Raw genomic sequence first — 18,309 nt, 5'->3', positions numbered from 1 at the left:
GAACGTGGTTAATATACGCCCCGTGTTGCGGAGAGCTGGCCGAGTGGCCGAAGGCGCTCCCCTGCTAAGGGAGTACACCTCAAAAGGGTGTCGGGGGTTCGAATCCCCCGTTCTCCGCCATTATTTGCTTAGTACGTTGCAATCTGGATTTATCGGTAAGTTGTTGAAATTACTCGAAAAAATCGCTTTACATAGAGATTGAACGGCCTATAATGCGCGGCAACAAATGCACTCGTAGCTCAGCTGGATAGAGTACTCGGCTACGAACCGAGCGGTCACAGGTTCGAATCCTGTCGAGTGCACCATTTAAGAGTCAGTTGCAGTAATGCAGGTGATTTGGTTACAACCAGTTGTGATCTGGTCTAAAAACACAATCTGCACTCGTAGCTCAGCTGGATAGAGTACTCGGCTACGAACCGAGCGGTCACAGGTTCGAATCCTGTCGAGTGCACCATACAAACAAAAAGCCCGCCTAGTGCGGGCTTTTTGCCGTCTGGGGGTTATGTAGGATTTAGCCTTTTTCTCCCACCTCATGTGTTTTCCTTTCGCGCGGCGGCGTCGCAGTTCATAGATGCGGCCAGTCCTCAGCTTTGGCTCGCAAGCGCTTGTTCTTACCAGTTTTTTGACGTTAAAAGCGGCGGGCGGTGTATCATTGCGCCCGTCAGCCCCGCCGGGGCTTGTGGAATACCTCCATGGACTTACCCAGTAGTTACTCAGTACCCCGTTTTACCAATCATGAATTGACTGATTGATCCTTCCGGCGTGCCCCGCTGCTGGGAGTGGAGTTCGCCTATGACCGAAGTAGAAGTAAAAAAAACACAAGAAAGCCTGCAGGATCGTCTGGCTCAAGTTATCGAGCTGCTGCAGCGCCAGCGTTTGGTCGAAGACCTCACGCACCGCCAGGAAGGTCCGCACCACGACCGCGTCGAAAACCTGGTTCATCGGCAAAACCTCGTCGAGTTGCAACGCAAGCTCGATGACCTGCACTCCGCCGACGTCGCTTATATCCTTGAAGCCTTGCCGCTGGATGATCGACTGACCCTCTGGCAGTTGGTCAAGGCCGACCGCGACGGCGACATCCTGCTCGAAGTATCCGACTCCGTCCGTGAAACCCTGATCGCCGACATGGATGATCACGAGCTCCTGGCTGCGGCCCGGGAGATGGATGCCGACGAACTGGCTGACCTGGCCCCCGAGCTGCCCCGTGATGTTGTCCATGAGCTGATGGAAACCCTCGATGGCCAGCAGCGTGAGCGTGTGCGCTCCGCGCTGTCGTATGACGAGGACCAGGTCGGCGCGCTGATGGACTTCGAGATGGTCACCATCCGCGAAGACGTCAGCCTGGAAGTGGTACTGCGTTACCTGCGTCGCCTGAAAGAGCTGCCAGGGCATACCGACAAATTGTTCGTGGTCGACTACGAAGGGATTCTCAAGGGCGTGTTGCCGATCACGCGCCTGCTGGTCAACGACCCCGAGAAGAAGGTTGTGGACGTGATGGCCAACGATCCGGTGAGTTTCCACCCGGATGAAGACGCCTACGATGCCGCCCAGGCATTTGAGCGTTACGACTTGATCTCGGCCCCGGTGGTCGACAAGAACGGCAAGTTGATCGGTCGTCTGACCATCGATGAAATGGTCGACCTGATCCGTGAAGAAAGTGAAACCGAAGTCCTCAACATGGCGGGTCTGCGTGAAGAGGAAGATATTTTTGCGTCGGTCTGGCGCTCCCTGCGTAACCGCTGGGCGTGGTTGGCCGTAAACCTGATCACCGCGTTTATCGCTTCGCGGGTGATCGGGCTGTTCGAAGGCTCGATCGAGAAGCTGGTGGCGCTGGCGGCGTTGATGCCAATTGTCGCCGGGATCGGCGGTAACTCCGGCAACCAGACCATTACCATGATCGTGCGCGCCATGGCGCTCGACCAGGTCAATACCGGCAACACCTCGCGCCTGATGCGCAAGGAGTTGGCGGTGGGGCTGATCAATGGCGTGGTGTGGGGCGGGGTGATCGGGATCGTAGCCTACTTACTGTACGGCAGCTGGTCGCTGGGGGTGGTCATGACCGCCGCCATGACGCTTAACCTGCTGTTGGCGGCCTTGATGGGGGTGCTGATCCCCATGACCCTGGCGCGCCTCGGGCGCGACCCGGCCATGGGTGCCAGTGTGATGATTACCGCCATGACCGACAGTGGCGGCTTCTTCATCTTCCTTGGCCTGGCGACGATCTTCCTGCTCTGACCCCTCGCGGCGGGGGCAACCCAGCCCCCGCCCAGTATTGCCTTCCCGAATTGCGCGCAAAAAAAAGCCAGCACGTGGCTGGCTTCGGCTTTCAGGGGCAGATCAATTGGCTTCTGCGGCCGCCTCAACGTCATGTGCAATAAGCGAAACGAGGGCATTTTGCTGGCGGTGGGAGAGCTGACGAAAACGCTGCAGCAGTTCGCGTTCGTGCAGTGACAGCTCAGGGCTGTCCAGGCGCATGCTTAACTCTTCACCCAACGCGCCTTCCTGAATGAGGCTCTGCTCAAGGCGCGCGATGATTTCGGAGTTCATGCTGCGGTGATGATTGCGAGCCACCTCGGCAATGCGTTCCCGCATTCCGTCTGGCAGACGTACGACGAACTTGTCAGCCGTGCGGCTGGAATAAATTGCCTGTTTCAATGGGCGCATATATTTAACCGGTTAGTTCAGGGGAGCGGTTATGGGAATTGGCCGCAAGATGAGTGTTAAGACAAGGCTCACGACCAAAGTTCAACCTGAATTGCAAAGAGGCCGCATCATGCCTCAATTTTGCCGGTTCCTTGGCGTCAATTCTGTGACAAATATTGAACTGCCTAAAGGCTTTATGCCAGTACTGATTTGCATTTTTGCGGACTGGTTGGAAAACTTTTTTGCGGGCGATCGCCACAGTCCATCATCCCGCAAGCCATTGCTGCTAAAGGCGTTGGGGTGCATATCGTATCGCAATATGGCCTTTTGCCCTTGTTTTTAAGACTAGTGGCAATTTGCCGATTTACTAGCGCGAGGCGACATAAGGTCGGTGCAGGGCTACGGAGAATCAGCGCAACACGGGGTCGAATTTGATTCGGCGGCCGACGATAAGCGTCAACAACAGGAGGCTGCCGAAGACGGCGCTGGCGATGAGGGTGGTGGCGTGAGCGTCGTGGGACGAGGTAGACATACCCAGCACGGCAGTCACGACGGTCAGGCACAAAAACAGCCAGGCGAATTTGGACATGGAAGGCTTCCTCAGAAAACCCAGTGTTCAGTGGCGGGCGCGGGCTGAGTGCTTTGGGTAAGGCGCACAGGTGATTGCGGGTTGGCCGTCATCACCGCCAATTGCGGGCGTTGTTGCAGATGATGCGGCACGGGCTGGCGGATTTGCGCGGTGTCATCGCTGGAGCTCGACTGAAAATGAAACATCACCAGTGCGGCCAGGGCTACGGTATTGAGGGCTAACAGAAGGGTGCTGTTCATCGTCATCTTCTCCGCAGCGGGTTCAGCCGAATGGTTTTGTGGGAGAATTATTGCAGATGCCGTGCCAATGTTTTATTTCAATAAAATCAATGGCTTGAGTTTAATCTAAAGGTCGGTTGGGTTGCAATTTGCAATGCTGGCATTTTGGCGTAATGCATTTTGCACGATAGCCTCAGGTGCCCGGATTTGCGGGGCGAAACCGTGATCAGTGGCGCAAGTATTGGCTTACACTCAAAAAGCCTACGGACGACATGACAAAAACCACCTTGGCCGTTAACATGCACGCCGTCCGTCGCAGTGCCCTTAGCCTGATGACTGTCATTTGTCCCAGTAGCTCAATTGGATAGAGCATCCCCCTCCTAAGGGGAAGGTTGGCCGTTCGAACCGGCCCTGGGACACCATCTATTTAAAGGCTTTCAGCCTTTTCTGCGTAATGCTTGATTTTGCAGTGACGGCAGGGTGACAGCAAGACGCAGAAAAATTAGCCCCGTTCAGGTTTCCTGATGGGGCTTTTTTGTAACTCAGAGAAAGGTATGGATACGCTGACGAATTTCGCACTGAATATCCTTGCCACAGCGGGGGGGGCAGCGCTGTTTTACTTGTTGTTCTCGGATGGTTGCTCCGAACAGGGATAGTGAATCGCCCTGTGTTCTCTAGACACCCTGCAAGCCGCGTCCAAGTGAACTTCAACGAGTGTTGAACGCTGCGCGGCTTTCGGCCCGCAGGGAAGCCAAGTGAGCTCAGGCAGGTCCGCCTTGCTCACATAATGAACAAATAGACCATGAGCAAAACGCCCAGGATTGCAGTAATGACATTAACGCCAGGGCCGGTATTAACGCTGTAGCCAAGGGGGATCTCAACGGGCCTGAGGGTCTTGACCACCTTTTTGTATTGCCAGGATGACCAGCAGGCAATCCATGAGCCCAGCATCAGAAAAGCCAGCCCGATCCAGAACGAAAAGTGTTTTCCTGGAGAATTCGGAACGTCCGGTTTCAGCATTTGCAGCAGTAGTCCGGATCGTTCAATCACAAAGCCAAATGCCATCAGCGAAAGGCTGGTTCGGTTCCATGCCAGCAACGTTCGCTCGGCGGCAAAGAATACGCGCGGATCGTTCAGGTCGGACATTGAAATTTCCTTGTTCAAACAGCTTTTGAAGCTACTCCACACAGAATAGTTTTGAACAAAAACACTCGACTTGTACGTTTATAGATCCAGCTGTTGGCGTCAACGCGCACATGCCCAACGCAGCGTCCCGTGCTTGGCGCATAGCCACGAAATCGGCTGCGCCAATGGCCTCATGCACGTGAACGCTATGGGTTTTTGCTCAGCAACGGTTACAGGTTTTGATGCCCAGCAACCTGTACATAGGGCAAAAGCGGAAAAGACCAGTAGCCAGTGGCACTAAGCCGATCCAACCCCACCAGCCGATCACGCCCATCAGACTGAGGCCAATGAGAACCAGGCCGGCGACAATGCGCAGGCTACGGTCAATGGTTCCAAGGTTCGCTTTCATGACGATCTCCCGATCAGTGGTTGCGCCGGGTCTCCAGCGCAGTAAACAACAACATGCCGGCCAGCATGGCCAACATGAACACGATTGCTTGCCAGCGTCCTGTCAGCAGAATTGCCACCGCAGGGCCAGGACAGATGCCTGCTATTCCCCAACCGATGCCGAACAGCAGGCTGCCGCCGATCAAGCGCGGGTCCAATTCACGCTTGGTCGGCAGTTGCATTGGCCTTCCCAGCAGCGAGCGGGATTGTTGGCGCGCCCAGGTCAGCGGGCCAATGGCTATGCCAATGGCCCCGACCATGACCAGCGCGAGGGAAGGGTCCCAAGCACCGGCTAAATCCAGGAACGCCAGGACTTTGCTCGGGTTGGCCATGCCTGCCAGCAGTAGCCCCAAGCCGAACAGCAGGCCAGCAATGAATGCCGTCAGTTTGTTCATATTCAACCTCCCAGCAGATGACGCAGGACAAACACAGTGGTGAAACCGCTGAACATGAAGCAGGCAGTGGCGACCATCGATCGCGGCGAAAGGCGTGATATGCCGCACACGCCATGGCCGCTGGTGCAACCTGAGCCGTATCGTGTGCCGATACCCACCAATACACCGGCGGCGATCAGTCCGAACCCGCCACTTTGGAATTCAATCTGCGGCAGCGCGGCGAACAAGCCCCATAGAAGCGGCGCGATGAGCAGGCCCAGGAGAAAAAGCGCCTTCTCACCCGCCCCCTCGCTCCCCCGCTGTAAAAGACTGCCGATCAGACCGCTGATGCCGGCGATGCGCCCGTTGGCGACGACGAAAAGACTGGCCGCCAGGCCAATCAATGCACCGCCTGCAAGGGATGACCAGGGAGTGAAGTTGAGCCAATCGACATTCATGACGCGTCTGCTCCGCAAAATTGTTGATACAAGGTTTGGATGACGGCCAATGCCGCAGGACTGCTGATGCGATAGAACACCTGCTTTCCGTCTCGACGGGTATCCACCAGTGCTTCGCGGCGCAGCACCGCCAGTTGTTGAGAAAGCGTCGGTTGCTGTATCCCTAGCAGTGACTCCAGATCGCTGACATTACGCTCGCCTTGGGATAGTTGGCAGAGCAGGATCAAACGATCCGGATTGGCCAGAGCCTTAAGGAACTTGCTGGCGGCATCGGCGTTGGCGTGTAGCCGCTGGAGATCTGATTCGGGCATACGATTGATCACTAACTGGTCAGTTTGTTAAATAATATTATATAAAAACAATAAGTGTATGTCAGCACCGATCTGCGTTCGTCGCTGGCAGGAGAAGGTCGGGGGCTAAAGGCGAAGCGAAAGTGAGTGGTTCAGCTTTGGTGATCCAATGAGGTCGCTCTGCGCCATCGCAAGGCGATCGAATTGACCGAGCCCTGGGAGTCGACACCCCGTGGCTCAACGTCTGTCCCTTCAGTACGGTTTGGCTTGCCCGGCTTTCCTCAGGCTCTGTACCATCCGGGTCTGATCAGGACAGCGTTAGAAGGCCATCCTGTAGCCATTGCCGCCGTTCCCGTTTGGACACCTCATGACCTACACAGAACTTAACGATCCAGCACTATTTTCTGCGCAGGAGAAAGACGCGTTTGAACCTTCGACCATCGTCCAGAAAGATTTTTCTTCTGCGCTTCTGAAATACGGCCGGTCATCTTCTACACGCCCCCTGCTTCTGAACGGGGATTGCCTCGCTGTATTGAGGTCTCTGCCTGACGAGTCGGTTGATTTTGCAATGACGTCACCGCCGTACTGGGGGAAGCGGGAATATCAAAACGGTGGGATAGGCCTGGAGAAAGACTATCGGGATTTCGTCGCAGATCTTTGCGCTGTGTTTTTGGAACTCAAACGCGTGCTGAAGTCGACGGGATCGTTCTGGCTCAATCTCGGTGATTCTTATAGCGGCAAGGGGCTGCTCGGGATTCCGTGGCGAGTGGTGTTCGAGCTTACCGACAATCAAGGCTGGATACTTCGAAATAGCATTATATGGAACAAGCTGAAAGGCGGCATGGACAACACCAAGGACCGTCTTGGAAATGTCCATGAAAATTTGTTTCACTTCGTGAAACAGTCAAAAAACTATTATTACAATGCTGATGCCGTCAGGTCCAAGCCTAGAGAGTCCAAAGTGGTGAATGGCTCGATAGTCTCAGCCACGGGCGTTTCCGGCGTGCGTTACAAGCGCCAGATCGAGCTGTCGACCTCGTTGAGCGACGCAGAAAAATCAGCCGCGCATGCTGCCCTGGCCAGCATCCTTGCAGATTTGTCTTCCGGTAAAGTGTCAGACTTCCGGATGATCATTCGTGGGCAGCAAAGAGCGACACACTCCGACAGTGAAAAAGTTTCGGGGCGAGCGAAGGAACTCAGGGATAAAGGTTATTACTTTCTTAAATACCACCCTAAGGGGAGTAAACCGTCTGACGTCTGGGACATTCTCCCGGAAGATTCGCAGGGCCGGGAAACCCACTTTGCCCCCTATCCGGTCGACCTGTGCCGTATACCTTTATTGGCGACCTGCCCACCAGGCGGTATGGCAATCGACCCTTTCTGCGGTACGGGAACAACGATGGTCGCGGCGCAACGCTTAGGCTTGAAGTCGATCGGGATAGATATCTCCGAGCAGTATCTTGAGATGACCAAAGACAGGTGCAATACGCTGTTATGAGCAAAATAATAGAGTTGTTCGGGAAGGGTACGCATAATCGCTCCGTCGACTGGCAAGGCGTGATTGGCGCTCAACGCTGCGCCTATACCAACAAGCGTTGCTACAAAGTCAGGAAGTCCAACCCCGACATTTCTATCGGTACGTGCAGCGTGCTGTACGGAAAAGTGCCGGAACCGGTAATCATCTGTCCTGTCCGGCTAATCGAGCGCCGGCAGATTTTTACCGACTGTTTTCATCTATTGACGACCCATGAACCGGGGAACGAGCTTCACATCATCCCCGAAGTGTCGATCCCGGGGGGAAGTGTCGATTATTTCTTGGTGTCGGTAAAAGATGGAAAGGTGAAGGACTTTGTTGGCATCGAGCTGCAGACCCTTGATACGACCGGAACGGTCTGGCCAGAGCGCCAGAGAATGCTGGAAACGCTAGGGATTTCCAGGTCGGACAGTGCTGAAGAGTCCAATAAAACCTTCGGAATGAACTGGAAAATGACCGCAAAAACCATCTTGGTTCAAATGCACCACAAAGTGCAGACATTTGAACACCTCAACAAGAAGCTGGTGTTGGTGGTCCAGGACAAACTGCTGAGCTACATGACCAAGGAATTTAAATTCGACCATCTTGAAACACCGGCCTTGATTGGCGACTCAATGCATCTTCATGCCTATAAAATGGATAATGCAGGTGCCGGCGACTATAAGATCTCGATGTCATCCCGACTCAGTACGGATGCGGACGGAATCGGTATGTGCCTGGGGCTCCAGGCAGAGGCCCGGGTGGAGCTTGAGCAAATATTGATTGGGCTGCAGACCAAGCTATCCGACCGCACGTTGTTCCAAGCAGTGGGGACGCCCGACAGTTTGGTGTGATGCCGCCTGAGTGCGCGATTGCAAGAGGGCATCGAGTGGATGCCCCCCGTGCAAACGAGGCTTTTAAAACGTTGCCTTGACCTGTAAACCCGCGGCCAGCGCGTTGTCGCGTTTTTTGCCGGAAAACGCGCCGGGCTCGATGTAGTACTGCAGGTCTGGGCGCAGCAGCAGCCAAGGTGTGACCTGTGCGCCGTAGTTGAGCTCAAGCATTTGCTCGCCGTTGTCGAGGTTGGCGATCATCTCGGCGTCTTCGAGGTTGGTCGCCTTGGCTTCTTGCACATCCCGTGTGCGCGAGTTGAGCACGGCGCGGCCATAGCCAAAAGAGATGGAGTCGTTCGGGCGGCTCGCGAAAGGCTTCTGTTTGACAAGGCCCACCGAGTACCAGCGGCGCATCGGCGAGGTCGCCGCGTTGCTGCTGGCTGCCTGGCCGAAGAGGCGCAGCACGCTTTGCGGGTCTTGCTCATTGCGCCAGATGGCTTGGTCCATCAGCACATAGGCGCCGGTACGGTTGCTGCTCTTTTGCGTACTGCCGATCTCGGGGACGTTGGAGGTGTCGTAGTACCAACCGACTTTGTATTGGCCGTTCAGGAAGGCGTCGTTATTGAAGATCGCCTCCAGTGGCAAAATCGCCCCCGTGGTGCCGTTGCTGGGCATGGAGAACGCTTTGGAAGAGCGCGTGTTGTATTCCGGGTTGACCTGGAACACGGCGGTTTGCAGCGTCAGCGACGGGTTGACGTCGTAACGCAACTCGCCACCCCAATGCGCTGTCGGGTAGTTGCCCCAGCCACTGCCGCTCGACATGGTCAGCGGATGCGCACAAAAGCCGGCGCTCACAAAGTTGGCCAAGATGGGCATACCACCAAAATCGGTGCCCATCACCATGAAGCCGACTTTGGTGGACAGGGCCGGCGAAAACAGGTTGCGTTGATAGCTGAACTCGGTCAGCCGGGTGTATTCGCCGCCGTAGTTTTCTTGGGACGACAGGCGGTTTCCAAGCAAGTCTTCCGTGGCGCTGTGGCCGCGACGGTCGTTAACCAGCAGTTGCACGCGTCCCGCATCGGGGCTGTCGAGCAACTTACTCAGATCAAACTGGGCGCCTATACGTATTTGTTGCGAATAGCGGGTGCCGCGCTTGATCCCGCCATGCAGGTTGGAAATCGTTTCGGAACTGTAGTCACCGGTTAGTTTGATGCCCTCGTCGACCATCTTTTGGCGTTCACCACCCCAGCCGCCAGTGAGTGTGGAGCGGTTCATCAGGTCGTCGGCCAGTGCCGGGGACGGGGCGAAGAGGCATAGCGACAAACCGCTGCACAGGCTGCTGGTCAGCATGGCGCGGAAAGAAAAAAGCATTTTGGATGTGCTCCGTTACAGAGAAAGTGAGGGAGTAGCTCAACGCTCCGCGTTATTTATCGGTTTGCGCTGTGCTTTTGTGACTTGGAAAAATAACCCCCGTAAACGGGGGTTATTTTCATGCAGTGGCAACTAACGCATTACGGCTTGATGTTGTCCGGCAATGCATAAGCAATGATGTAATCGCCGACGTCAGGCGAATGGCTCATGCCACCGGCGGAGATGACCACGTACTGCTTCCCGGTGGTGGGTGACTGATAGATCAGCGGGGCCGCAACCGCACCAACCGGCAAACGGGCTTTCCAGACTTCTTTGCCGGTGGCCGAATCGAGTGCGCGCAGGTAGTAGTCCTGGGTGCCGGCAAAGAACACCAGGCCAGAGGCTGTCGACGTCGGACCGCCAAGCGTCGGCATGCCCAGCGGAATCTGCAGGTGGGTCTTGATCCCCAGCGGGCCGGTATCCTGGACGGTGCCCATGGGAACCTGCCAGACCAGTTTCTGCGTATTGAGATCAATCGCACTCATGCTGCCGAAGGGCGGGGAGTTGCACGGCACGCCCAGTGGCGACTGGAGAATGTCGATTTTCACGCCACCATAAATACCGGCGACTTGCGGGCGAATGGTGCCCATGAAACCCGGCACTTCGTCGGTCGAGACCTTGAATTTCTTGGTTTCTTCCTTGGTCACCAATGACATCCGCAGCGGCATGCGCATGTCGTTGACGAACAGCGTGCCGGTGTTCTCATCGATGGAGATGCCACCCCAGTTCATCCCGCCCAGCAAGCCAGGCCATTCGATGTATGGCTTTTCGGTTGGCGGCGTAAATGGCCCCGCGTAAACCGAATCTTTGAACATGATCCGGCAATACAGTTGGTCGAATGTCGACACCCCCCACATCGACTTTTCAGTCAGTGGGTCGGCCCCAATCACCGGCATGCCGGCCGAGTACGGTTGTGTCGGCGATAGGTGTTCGCCTTCTGCTGCCGGCGAGGTTGGAACCGGACGTTCCTGTACTTCTGTCACCGGCTGGCCAGTGCGACGATCCAGCACAAAGATTTGGCCGGTCTTGGTGGTCTGGATCAAGACCGGGGTTTTTACGCCTTGGGCATTCTTGATGTCATAGAGAACCGGCTGCGATGGCAGATCGTAATCCCATACATCGTGGTGAATGAGCTGGTAGATCCATTTGGCTTTACCGGTCGATGCATCGACGGCCACGACGGCCGAGCCAAATTTTTCTTTGACGGCGTTGCGATCACCGCCCCAATAGTCGGGCGGGCCGTTGCCGGTCGGCAAGTAGACCAGGTTCAGCTCTTTATCGTAGGTCGGGATCGTCCATACGTTAGGCGTTTCCAGCGTGAACGGGTGATCGGCCTTGGTTGGGTCCGTGCCCTCGGGCGCGCCGACGTCCCATGCCCACACCAGCGCACCGGTCAGCACATCGAAGGCGCGGACAGCGCCGGAGGGTTCGCCAGCCACAATGTCGCGTACCCAGCCGCCCACCACCGTGAGGTGGCCCATGACCACTGGCAGTGAGGTCGGGTGATAGCGCTTGCTGTTTTCGGTCGGGCCCATGCCTTTCTTGAGATCGACGTAACCGTTGTCACCGAAACTCTGGCAAAGGGCGCCTGTATGCGCGTCAAGTGCAAACAGACGGGCATCTACCGACGACACCAGAATACGCTGGCGGCATTGCTGCTGATCGTTATACGAGGCTTTGACCGCTGCGCTCAGGCTGTCGTCTTTATCAACGTCGTAATAGCCCACGCCACGGCACGTCACATGCTCTTCGCTTTTGGCGTGAGGATCGAACTTCCAGATCGGCTTGCCCGTATCGCCATCCAACGCGGTGATCAGGTTTTCCGGGGTGCACGAATACAGCACGTTGCCGATCTGCAACGGGGTGTTTTCGTCAACGCCAGCGCCGGCGCCGGTGGTCCTGCGTCCGGTCTGGTAGGTCCAGGCTACTTGCAGGTCCTTGACGTTTCCCGGCGTGATTTGCGTGTAAGGCGCAAACCGCGTGCCTGACGCATTGCGCCCGAAGAATTCCCAGTTTGCAGGCCCGCTGGCGGGCTCCGTGGCCTTGGGCAAGTCAGTCGCGGCGACAGGGTTCGATATCCCGCCGTGTGGGTAGAACGCCGCAATAAAGGTGGCGATCAGGGCCAGGAACACGGCAAAGCCGAATCGGTTGGAGGTGCGCCGGGTGGCCAAGGACGTTTCCGGGAACGCAGCACCGACCCACAAGCTGAGGGTCAGGATGATCGCCGGCACCACCAGGCGTGGCAGCAGTTGCCAGTAGCTGAACTGGCCCACTTCGTAGAACGCCCACGCACACGTGGCGAGGAAGATGACGACGGAGAGGGCAATGCTGATAGGTTTACGCAAGACAAACAGTGCTGCCAACAGCAGATAGGCGAAGCCGGCCAGCAGGTAGTAACTCGATCCGTCGAGTGCTACCAGTTTGAACCCGCCATAAATCAACGCCAGTGCCACGGCAAAAACAAGCAGGGAAAACAGTCCCCTTGCAATAGTACTCATTGAGGATCTTCCAGAGTGAGATCGATGATCGTCTGTCATATTTGTATATGCTCAGTTGGGGAAATACGTAACTGCGCCCACGGTGTATGAGCAACTTGGCCGAATGTTGAGTCCGGCCATTAGTTGGCCCGGTGTGGTTTGTCCATGGTCCCGCTGCGCTGTCTTGCTGACGGCAAGCAAGCATTGAAAATCAGCGTAATAACTTGCCATCCGCATGTTCTTGGCCTGCATACCGGCACTCTTTCAGCTCAACCCCTTCACGCTAAAAGCTCCGTTCGATAACGAACTAGATGCTTAACCGGGGGCTGATGGAGTGTCGGCAGGAGGGGCAAAGAAAACGTTGGCGGCAGCATTACGCCCGCTTAATGACTATCCATGTGTTCAGTCGGTAATGAGTAGGCCCGAAGGATCTGTCGGCCTTGATCGGGTTGCATGCTTTGCTCCGACTGATTCGCTGGTTAATCGCGGTGGATTAACGCGCGGACCAGTTTATAGCGCTGGTTTTTTGGATAAATCCATAAGACTGGAAAACATTGTTGATGAAACAGCAACAATGCGCGCCGATACGCATTGTCGATGCGGGTGTCCGGGCAATTATGTACAGGGGGGCTTTTTTGGGCGCGCTCGGTCTTTTCAACACCCGGTCGAACCTTGCGCGTTGGCGACGTTCACAGGAGGTGCGGCGTGTATTTTGCGCAACCTTGTACCTTGTACGTCACCCGGTAGCGTCTGAGCTGTAGTCAATCGCTTTAAAGCAAAATAATCCCCGGAAACAGCACCTGGTGCCTGTCCGGACCCGACCCCCCGGGACTATCATGCCGGTAGCCCTGACCCTCACTGCAAGGAGCCGCTCGGAACGCCGATGCGCCAGATCTGGAAATCTTTTCGAGCCCTTTATTTCGCCTCCTTGATGATGCTGATCGGCTCCGGCCTGCTCAGTACTTACCTGGCCTTGCGCCTGGCGGCTGACAACGTGGACAGCCTATGGGTCGGCGCGCTGATGGCGGCCAACTATTCTGGCCTGGTCCTGGGCGGCAAGATCGGCCACCGCCTGATCGCCCGGGTCGGGCATATTCGGGCGTATGCCACCTGTGCCGGGATCGTCGGCGCGGCGGTGTTGGGCCATGGCCTGATCGATTGGCTGCCGGCCTGGATCGTGCTGCGGGTCATTGTGGGCCTGGGGATGATGTGCCAGTACATGGTCATCGAAAGCTGGCTTAACGAGCAGGCGGATGCCCGGCAGCGTGGTGTGGTGTTCAGCGGCTATATGATCGCGTCCTACCTTGGCCTGGTGCTGGGGCAGTTGATCCTGGTGATGCATCCCCAGCTCGGCCTCGAGTTGCTGATGGTGGTGGCGCTGTGCTTCGCCCTGTGCCTGGTGCCGGTGGCCATGACCCGGCGCATTCACCCGGCGCCCCTGCGTCCGGCGCCGATGGAGCCGCGCTTCTTTATCCAGCGGGTGCCGCAGTCGTTGAGTACGGTGCTGGGGGCGGGGTTGATCGTCGGCTCGTTCTACGGTTTGGCGCCGCTCTATGCGTCCCAGCAGGGGCTGACCACCGAGCAGGTCGGTCTCTTCATGGGTAGCTGCATTTTTGCCGGGTTGCTAGTGCAGTGGCCGTTGGGCTGGCTGTCCGATCGTTACGATCGTGCGCTGTTGATTCGCTGCTTCGCCCTGTGCCTGGCGGTGGCGGCATTGCCGTTGGCCATCCTGAGCAAGGTGCCGTTGGAAGTGCTGTTCGTGGCCGGGTTCCTGTGTTCGCTGGTGCAGTTCTGCCTGTACCCGCTGGCCGTGGCGTTTTCCAATGACCACGTTGAAGGTGATCGGCGGGTATCGCTGACGGCCATGTTGTTGGTGACCTACGGCGTTGGCGCCAGTATCGGGCCGTTGCTGGCTGGTGTGGTGATGAAGCTGTTTGGTAGCCAGATGCTTTACGCGTTTTTCAGCCTGTGCGCGCTGATCCTGGTGTGGCGTATCCGTCCTAAAGCGGTGACCAACCTGCATCAGGTCGATGACGCACCGCTGCACCACGTGGCGATGCCTGACAGCATGTCCAGCTCGCCGCTGGTGGCTGCACTTGATCCGCGGGTTGATGAGCAGATGGTGCAGGAGCAGATGCAGACGCCTGTTGCGGAGCCTGAAACCGACTCCGAACCACCGACCGATGAGCCGCCTTTCGAAGGGCCGCCGGAACCACTGGGCCCGGATGAGCACCCCCATGACCTGAGCAGGGCGCGCCCCTGAATGCAAAAACGGGCAGATCCCGAAAGGGTCTGCCCGTTTTTTTGTCGCGATCTCAGTGCTTAAAAATCGTCGTCTTTGTCGAAGCGCCGTGCTTCGCGTTGCAATTGGTACACGAAACGCTCGACCTGGCGCTGCACCAGGCCGCTCATGTTGTGGAAGCGCACGCCGGCGAAGGTGGTGTTGATCTTCTCTTCGAAGTGCAGGTACCGCAGTTCGACCGAGGTGGTCATGCTGCCGAAGGGCAGGGCGGCGATGAAGCGGTCGTAGACCTCGCCCAACTGCAGTCGATCGGAAATATCGCCTTCAAAGCGCAATTTGCAGCCGGTGGCGGAGATGTCCAACAGTTTGCCGGTGGGCGCGGCCTTGAGTTTCTCGCCGCCCAGCTCGATGTTCACCAGTTGTGCCAGCTTCAGCGCGGCACGGAACGCATTGCGGCGCTGATGGTAGACCACCTCGTCCGGCATGCTGCCGGTGTAGATACGGTGGCCGCCTTTTTCGCTGATGCTCAGGGTGCCGTTGCTTTCCCAGGCGATGCGTACACCGTCGTGAAAGCCTTCGATGCGGAAAGGCTCGCCATTCTCAAGGTGGCGTTCGCCATCGCGTGGAATCATTTCGTCCAGGGCCAGGGTCTTGCTGTCCCGGTTGACGTCGACCAGGTAGCTTTGAAAGCGCTGGCTGCGCTCATGGAAGGTGATGATCAGCGGGTCATGGCTTTCTTGCAGCATTCGCAAGGTGCCGGCGATTTCCAGAGGCGTGGTGAGCACCTTGGGTGGCTGCGGAGCATCTTCCGCATTAAGGGCGTTGAACACGGTTCTTCCATCTCCAGACAAAATACGACTACACGCAATAACCGTCATTTTGCCAGTATGTCGCGCGCCTTGGATAGGGCACGCTTTAAACCGGCGTCAGGCTTGGCTGCGGGTGCTTGGCTTAACCAGGCGTGAGGTAGAACCTTGGGCGTTATACAGGGCCGGAGGTTCGCCGCCGTGGAGTATGCGCAACTGATTGGCCGTCGTGGTTTGCTGAAGCTGGATCGACTGACCGTTGAGCAGGTTGGCTTCCTGACACTGGGTGAGTAATTGATTGAGTTCTTTGCTCTGGGCCAGCAACTGATCGCCGACCGAGGAGTGACTGGCCAACTGCGCAAGGCCGTCTTGATCAGCCGGCAGGCCGAGGCTGACGAGAATCTGGCTACGCTTCTTGCCGTGCTGTTCCAGCAGGACAATCAGCGATTGTTTGCGCGCCAGGATTTCTTCCAGCAGCGGCATATCCCGGCCGTAGAGGGCCAGGGATTCTTCTTTGAGCAGCTCGAGCAATTGTTGCGTCGGCGCCAGATCATCAATGATCAGTTGAAGCAGATTTTCGTCGTGGTGCATGGCTGGCCTTGGGTTTTAAGCGTCCAAAAGCCTGGCGCAGGCCTTTGCCTAGCGCTCGGCTTCGAAGTTAAGCAGCTTGCTGGCTACACGGTTGCTGTCGACTTTATAGCTGCCATCGGCGATCGCCTGTTTCAATTCGGCCACGCGGGCTTGATTGACGACGGGTTGATCGCGCAGCGAGTTAGTGACCTTCTGCAACTGTTGAGCCTCATTGCTCAGGTGTACGGATTCCCCGCTTTGGCTGGCGCCGGCCTGTTCTGCCTTGGCGGGCAGAGGCTGGGCCTTGGCTTCTACGCTGTCCTTGGTGCCGCTGGTGCGCGTAGTGCCTGGCAAAGCCGGGGCGTTATTCAAACGGCTGAAATCGATGACCATGATAAAAAACCTCTGGGTATTTGGACGCTTGCCATGTTTTCGGCCATACCCGTACAAACTTTAGGCGCGATTGACAATAAACCTGCATGCACGAACGTCAGGCGTACAGTGTAGGAAAAGCTGGCGTCCTATTCCAGCTATCTATAAAGCGACCTCGACTTGGCCGGGCGCTGTGACCCGTGCCCTGATGACGCGGTTGGAGTTGAGGTTCTTGACCCGGATCTGTTCGCTCATGCCGCCGTTGGACAGCGCTTCGCCCGGCATCTTCACGTTCAGCCCGCCGCTGCTCGCGGAAATGACGACCTGGTCGCCCTTGCGAATGACCTCGGCCTGTTCAAGATTGACCAGGGTGATGACCTGATCGCTGACCATTGGTCGGGTTAATCGTTGCCCAACAGCCTGGTCCACTGACGTCAGGTAGCCCTGATTGATCAGGCTGATGTCCCGCTCACGCAAGATGACATCCTCATCGCCGATGATTCCGCCGCGTTTAAGCGGCCGCGATACCACGACTACATCGCGGAACAGTTTGACCTGGGCGGGCACGAACACGGTCCAGGGCGAGGCACCTTCACAGCGGACCTTGACCGTCACGCGGCCAATGGGTTGGGCCGGGCTTTCCAGGGTGGCTGTCAATTCCTTGTCGCACATCGGCATGCGCAGGCGCGGGTCCAGTTGGTTGACCTGGATTTCATAACGTCCTGGCGTCTGAGTGGTTGCCAGATAATCTTCTACAGTGAACTCAAGAAAGCCTTGGGTGACGCCGATAAGTAGATCAGGCAATGTGACGTTGTCGGCGCGGGTAGTGGCGCTTGCGCCCACGGTAAACAACGCCATCCAGGCGCAGAGTAATCTGCGGTACCGTGGGCGGCTGGTGCGTCGGGAAACTGTCGTTTTCATATCCATGACCAAATAAAAAGCAAAGCTCGTGCCGTTTAGTGTTGGGTGCGCGTCGTACCCCCAAAGGTTTTAGCGTAGGAGTCTGGGCATGGCAGGTGTAATGGATTCAGTAAACCAGCGCACACAGCTGGTAGGGCAGAATCGCCTCGAACTGTTGCTTTTTCGCCTGGACGGCAAGCAGCTATATGGCATCAACGTGTTCAAGGTGCGGGAAGTGCTGCAGTGTCCCAAGCTGACGATCATGCCCAAGTCGAGCCCGGTGGTGTGTGGCGTAGCCAACATCCGTGGCGCGACCATTCCGATTCTCGACCTGGCGTTGGCCACGAGTTCGGCCGGCCTGCAAGACCGCGAGAACCCGTTTGTGATCATTACCGAATACAACACCAAGACCCAGGGTTTCCTGGTGCGCTCGGTGGAACGTATCGTCAACATGAACTGGGAAGAGATCCATCCACCGCCCAAGGGCACCGGTCGCGATCACTACCTCACGGCGGTGACGCGGGTGGACAACCAGTTGGTGGAAATCATCGACGTGGAGAAAATCCTCGCCGAAGTCGCACCGACTTCCGAAGCGATCTCGGTTGGCGTCGTCGATGCCGAAACGGCGCACAAGGCGGTTTCGCTGCGGGTGTTGACGGTGGACGACTCCTCGGTGGCGCGTAAACAGGTGACCCGTTGCCTGCAAACCATCGGCGTTGAGGTGGTGGCGCTCAATGATGGCCGCCAGGCGCTGGATTACTTGCGCAAGCTGGTGGATGAAGGCAAGAAGCCGGAAGAAGAGTTTTTGATGATGATTTCCGACATCGAGATGCCGGAAATGGATGGTTACACCCTTACGGCTGAGATACGTAACGATCCACGCATGCAAAAATTGCATATCATCCTGCATACTTCGTTGTCGGGCGTATTCAATCAGGCGATGGTCAAGAAGGTCGGTGCTGACGACTTCCTGGCTAAGTTCCGCCCTGATGACCTGGCATCCCGGGTAGTCGACCGGATCAAGGCAGCAGATCACGGCTAG

Annotated in this window: 20 protein-coding genes and 4 tRNA genes; 10 read left to right on the top strand and 14 right to left on the bottom strand. The window is 56.9% G+C overall.

What is annotated here, in order from left to right:
* Positions 1 to 29 precede the first annotated feature (29 nt).
* The 4 genes from ACS5Q8_RS22040 to mgtE all read left to right on the top strand — a co-directional run bounded on the left by ACS5Q8_RS22040 (position 30) and on the right by mgtE (position 2,235).
* Positions 30 to 120: transfer RNA gene (locus ACS5Q8_RS22040), tRNA-Ser, on the top strand.
* Positions 121 to 228: 108 nt separating this feature from the next.
* Positions 229 to 305, top strand: a tRNA-Arg gene (locus tag ACS5Q8_RS22035).
* A 72-nt stretch (positions 306 to 377) separates the two neighbouring features.
* Positions 378 to 454: transfer RNA gene (locus ACS5Q8_RS22030), tRNA-Arg, on the top strand.
* Between the two features lie 338 nt (positions 455 to 792).
* Positions 793 to 2,235, top strand: coding sequence for a magnesium transporter (mgtE, locus tag ACS5Q8_RS22025; RefSeq protein WP_276194493.1), 1,443 nt, complete (start codon positions 793 to 795; stop codon positions 2,233 to 2,235).
* Between the two features lie 102 nt (positions 2,236 to 2,337).
* Here mgtE and ACS5Q8_RS22020 read toward each other — a convergent pair whose 3' ends face one another.
* Complete coding sequence (locus ACS5Q8_RS22020) at positions 2,338 to 2,664, bottom strand: Arc family DNA-binding protein (RefSeq protein WP_003193592.1); 327 nt, start codon at positions 2,662 to 2,664, stop codon at positions 2,338 to 2,340.
* 31 nt (positions 2,665 to 2,695) lie between these two features.
* Here ACS5Q8_RS22020 and ACS5Q8_RS22015 point away from each other — a divergent pair, with 31 nt between their 5' ends.
* Entirely contained in the window at positions 2,696 to 2,986 is a 291-nt protein-coding gene (locus ACS5Q8_RS22015) for a hypothetical protein (RefSeq protein WP_276194489.1), read from the top strand.
* Positions 2,987 to 3,052: 66 nt separating this feature from the next.
* Here the strand turns inward: ACS5Q8_RS22015 and ACS5Q8_RS22010 are convergent, their stop codons facing one another.
* Together ACS5Q8_RS22010 and ACS5Q8_RS22005 are read right to left on the bottom strand one after the other, a co-directional pair.
* The gene (locus ACS5Q8_RS22010) at positions 3,053 to 3,232 is read right to left on the bottom strand and encodes a PA3371 family protein (RefSeq protein WP_276194488.1); all 180 of its coding nucleotides are present in this window, start codon (positions 3,230 to 3,232) and stop codon (positions 3,053 to 3,055) included.
* A gap of 11 nt (positions 3,233 to 3,243) precedes the next feature.
* On the bottom strand, positions 3,244 to 3,471 hold the full coding sequence (locus tag ACS5Q8_RS22005) for a hypothetical protein (RefSeq protein ID WP_276194486.1): 228 nt from the start codon (positions 3,469 to 3,471) through the stop codon (positions 3,244 to 3,246).
* 324 nt (positions 3,472 to 3,795) lie between these two features.
* On the opposite strand from ACS5Q8_RS22005, the gene ACS5Q8_RS22000 reads away from it, so the two are divergent.
* A tRNA-Arg gene (locus tag ACS5Q8_RS22000) sits at positions 3,796 to 3,872 on the top strand.
* A 358-nt stretch (positions 3,873 to 4,230) separates the two neighbouring features.
* On the opposite strand, the gene ACS5Q8_RS21995 is transcribed toward ACS5Q8_RS22000, so the two are convergent.
* The 5 genes from ACS5Q8_RS21995 to ACS5Q8_RS21975 form a co-directional block, all read right to left on the bottom strand.
* Entirely contained in the window at positions 4,231 to 4,596 is a 366-nt protein-coding gene (locus tag ACS5Q8_RS21995; protein WP_276194445.1) for a YidH family protein, read from the bottom strand.
* 199 nt (positions 4,597 to 4,795) lie between these two features.
* Positions 4,796 to 4,984, bottom strand: a complete 189-nt coding sequence (locus ACS5Q8_RS21990) for a YgaP family membrane protein (protein ID WP_276194443.1) — start codon at positions 4,982 to 4,984, stop codon at positions 4,796 to 4,798.
* A gap of 13 nt (positions 4,985 to 4,997) precedes the next feature.
* A complete protein-coding gene (locus ACS5Q8_RS21985) occupies positions 4,998 to 5,417 on the bottom strand; it encodes a DUF6691 family protein (RefSeq protein ID WP_276194442.1) in 420 nt (139 codons plus the stop codon).
* 2 nt (positions 5,418 to 5,419) lie between these two features.
* Complete coding sequence (locus ACS5Q8_RS21980; RefSeq protein ID WP_276194441.1) at positions 5,420 to 5,854, bottom strand: YeeE/YedE family protein; 435 nt, start codon at positions 5,852 to 5,854, stop codon at positions 5,420 to 5,422.
* Positions 5,851 to 6,165 carry an ArsR/SmtB family transcription factor gene (locus ACS5Q8_RS21975; RefSeq protein WP_276194439.1) on the bottom strand — a complete coding sequence of 105 codons (315 nt, stop codon included), beginning with the start codon at positions 6,163 to 6,165 and terminating at the stop codon, positions 5,851 to 5,853. The genes ACS5Q8_RS21980 and ACS5Q8_RS21975 overlap by 4 nt, the downstream gene beginning before the upstream one ends.
* Positions 6,166 to 6,511: 346 nt before the next feature.
* On the opposite strand from ACS5Q8_RS21975, the gene ACS5Q8_RS21970 reads away from it, so the two are divergent.
* Both ACS5Q8_RS21970 and ACS5Q8_RS21965 read left to right on the top strand, forming a co-directional pair.
* Positions 6,512 to 7,642: a DNA-methyltransferase gene (locus ACS5Q8_RS21970; protein ID WP_276194438.1), complete on the top strand. Its 1,131-nt coding sequence runs from the start codon at positions 6,512 to 6,514 to the stop codon at positions 7,640 to 7,642.
* The gene (locus ACS5Q8_RS21965) at positions 7,639 to 8,511 is read left to right on the top strand and encodes a NotI family restriction endonuclease (RefSeq protein ID WP_017849182.1); all 873 of its coding nucleotides are present in this window, start codon (positions 7,639 to 7,641) and stop codon (positions 8,509 to 8,511) included. Before ACS5Q8_RS21970 ends, ACS5Q8_RS21965 begins: the two co-directional genes overlap by 4 nt.
* A 63-nt stretch (positions 8,512 to 8,574) precedes the next feature.
* Here the strand turns inward: ACS5Q8_RS21965 and ACS5Q8_RS21960 are convergent, their stop codons facing one another.
* Positions 8,575 to 9,861: a carbohydrate porin gene (locus tag ACS5Q8_RS21960; protein ID WP_276194437.1), complete on the bottom strand. Its 1,287-nt coding sequence runs from the start codon at positions 9,859 to 9,861 to the stop codon at positions 8,575 to 8,577.
* A gap of 140 nt (positions 9,862 to 10,001) precedes the next feature.
* Entirely contained in the window at positions 10,002 to 12,398 is a 2,397-nt protein-coding gene (locus ACS5Q8_RS21955) for a membrane-bound PQQ-dependent dehydrogenase, glucose/quinate/shikimate family (protein ID WP_426102599.1), read from the bottom strand.
* A gap of 862 nt (positions 12,399 to 13,260) precedes the next feature.
* Between ACS5Q8_RS21955 and ACS5Q8_RS21950 the strand changes: the two genes are divergently transcribed.
* Positions 13,261 to 14,640: an MFS transporter gene (locus ACS5Q8_RS21950; protein ID WP_276194435.1), complete on the top strand. Its 1,380-nt coding sequence runs from the start codon at positions 13,261 to 13,263 to the stop codon at positions 14,638 to 14,640.
* Between the two features lie 59 nt (positions 14,641 to 14,699).
* On the opposite strand, the gene ACS5Q8_RS21945 is transcribed toward ACS5Q8_RS21950, so the two are convergent.
* The 4 genes from ACS5Q8_RS21945 to flgA form a co-directional block, all read right to left on the bottom strand.
* Positions 14,700 to 15,449: a flagellar brake protein gene (locus ACS5Q8_RS21945; protein WP_276194434.1), complete on the bottom strand. Its 750-nt coding sequence runs from the start codon at positions 15,447 to 15,449 to the stop codon at positions 14,700 to 14,702.
* 96 nt (positions 15,450 to 15,545) lie between these two features.
* Positions 15,546 to 16,016: a flagella synthesis protein FlgN gene (locus tag ACS5Q8_RS21940; RefSeq protein WP_276194433.1), complete on the bottom strand. Its 471-nt coding sequence runs from the start codon at positions 16,014 to 16,016 to the stop codon at positions 15,546 to 15,548.
* Positions 16,017 to 16,064: 48 nt separating this feature from the next.
* Positions 16,065 to 16,388, bottom strand: coding sequence for a flagellar biosynthesis anti-sigma factor FlgM (gene flgM / locus ACS5Q8_RS21935; RefSeq protein ID WP_276194432.1), 324 nt, complete (start codon positions 16,386 to 16,388; stop codon positions 16,065 to 16,067).
* 141 nt (positions 16,389 to 16,529) lie between these two features.
* Positions 16,530 to 17,294, bottom strand: a complete 765-nt coding sequence (gene flgA / locus ACS5Q8_RS21930; RefSeq protein ID WP_426102601.1) for a flagellar basal body P-ring formation chaperone FlgA — start codon at positions 17,292 to 17,294, stop codon at positions 16,530 to 16,532.
* 82 nt (positions 17,295 to 17,376) lie between these two features.
* Here flgA and ACS5Q8_RS21925 point away from each other — a divergent pair, with 82 nt between their 5' ends.
* Entirely contained in the window at positions 17,377 to 18,309 is a 933-nt protein-coding gene (locus tag ACS5Q8_RS21925) for a chemotaxis protein CheV (RefSeq protein ID WP_026140310.1), read from the top strand.

It is taken from the genome of Pseudomonas sp. PAMC25584 (assembly GCF_058135675.1).
The sequence above is the reverse complement of the archived record's forward strand: the minus strand, read 5'-3'. Positions and strand labels throughout refer to the sequence as shown.

Coding starts and splice junctions, on each gene's coding strand:
- mgtE (WP_276194493.1), top strand. CDS start 793: ATGACCGAAGTAGAAGTAAAAAAAACACAAGAAAGCCTGCAGGATCGT.
- ACS5Q8_RS22020 (WP_003193592.1), bottom strand. CDS start 2,664: ATGCGCCCATTGAAACAGGCAATTTATTCCAGCCGCACGGCTGACAAG.
- ACS5Q8_RS22015 (WP_276194489.1), top strand. CDS start 2,696: ATGGGAATTGGCCGCAAGATGAGTGTTAAGACAAGGCTCACGACCAAA.
- ACS5Q8_RS22010 (WP_276194488.1), bottom strand. CDS start 3,232: ATGTCCAAATTCGCCTGGCTGTTTTTGTGCCTGACCGTCGTGACTGCC.
- ACS5Q8_RS22005 (WP_276194486.1), bottom strand. CDS start 3,471: ATGAACAGCACCCTTCTGTTAGCCCTCAATACCGTAGCCCTGGCCGCA.
- ACS5Q8_RS21995 (WP_276194445.1), bottom strand. CDS start 4,596: ATGTCCGACCTGAACGATCCGCGCGTATTCTTTGCCGCCGAGCGAACG.
- ACS5Q8_RS21990 (WP_276194443.1), bottom strand. CDS start 4,984: ATGAAAGCGAACCTTGGAACCATTGACCGTAGCCTGCGCATTGTCGCC.
- ACS5Q8_RS21985 (WP_276194442.1), bottom strand. CDS start 5,417: ATGAACAAACTGACGGCATTCATTGCTGGCCTGCTGTTCGGCTTGGGG.
- ACS5Q8_RS21980 (WP_276194441.1), bottom strand. CDS start 5,854: ATGAATGTCGATTGGCTCAACTTCACTCCCTGGTCATCCCTTGCAGGC.
- ACS5Q8_RS21975 (WP_276194439.1), bottom strand. CDS start 6,165: ATGCCCGAATCAGATCTCCAGCGGCTACACGCCAACGCCGATGCCGCC.
- ACS5Q8_RS21970 (WP_276194438.1), top strand. CDS start 6,512: ATGACCTACACAGAACTTAACGATCCAGCACTATTTTCTGCGCAGGAG.
- ACS5Q8_RS21965 (WP_017849182.1), top strand. CDS start 7,639: ATGAGCAAAATAATAGAGTTGTTCGGGAAGGGTACGCATAATCGCTCC.
- ACS5Q8_RS21960 (WP_276194437.1), bottom strand. CDS start 9,861: ATGCTTTTTTCTTTCCGCGCCATGCTGACCAGCAGCCTGTGCAGCGGT.
- ACS5Q8_RS21955 (WP_426102599.1), bottom strand. CDS start 12,398: ATGAGTACTATTGCAAGGGGACTGTTTTCCCTGCTTGTTTTTGCCGTG.
- ACS5Q8_RS21950 (WP_276194435.1), top strand. CDS start 13,261: ATGCGCCAGATCTGGAAATCTTTTCGAGCCCTTTATTTCGCCTCCTTG.
- ACS5Q8_RS21940 (WP_276194433.1), bottom strand. CDS start 16,016: ATGCACCACGACGAAAATCTGCTTCAACTGATCATTGATGATCTGGCG.
- flgM (WP_276194432.1), bottom strand. CDS start 16,388: ATGGTCATCGATTTCAGCCGTTTGAATAACGCCCCGGCTTTGCCAGGC.
- flgA (WP_426102601.1), bottom strand. CDS start 17,294: ATGGATATGAAAACGACAGTTTCCCGACGCACCAGCCGCCCACGGTAC.
- ACS5Q8_RS21925 (WP_026140310.1), top strand. CDS start 17,377: ATGGCAGGTGTAATGGATTCAGTAAACCAGCGCACACAGCTGGTAGGG.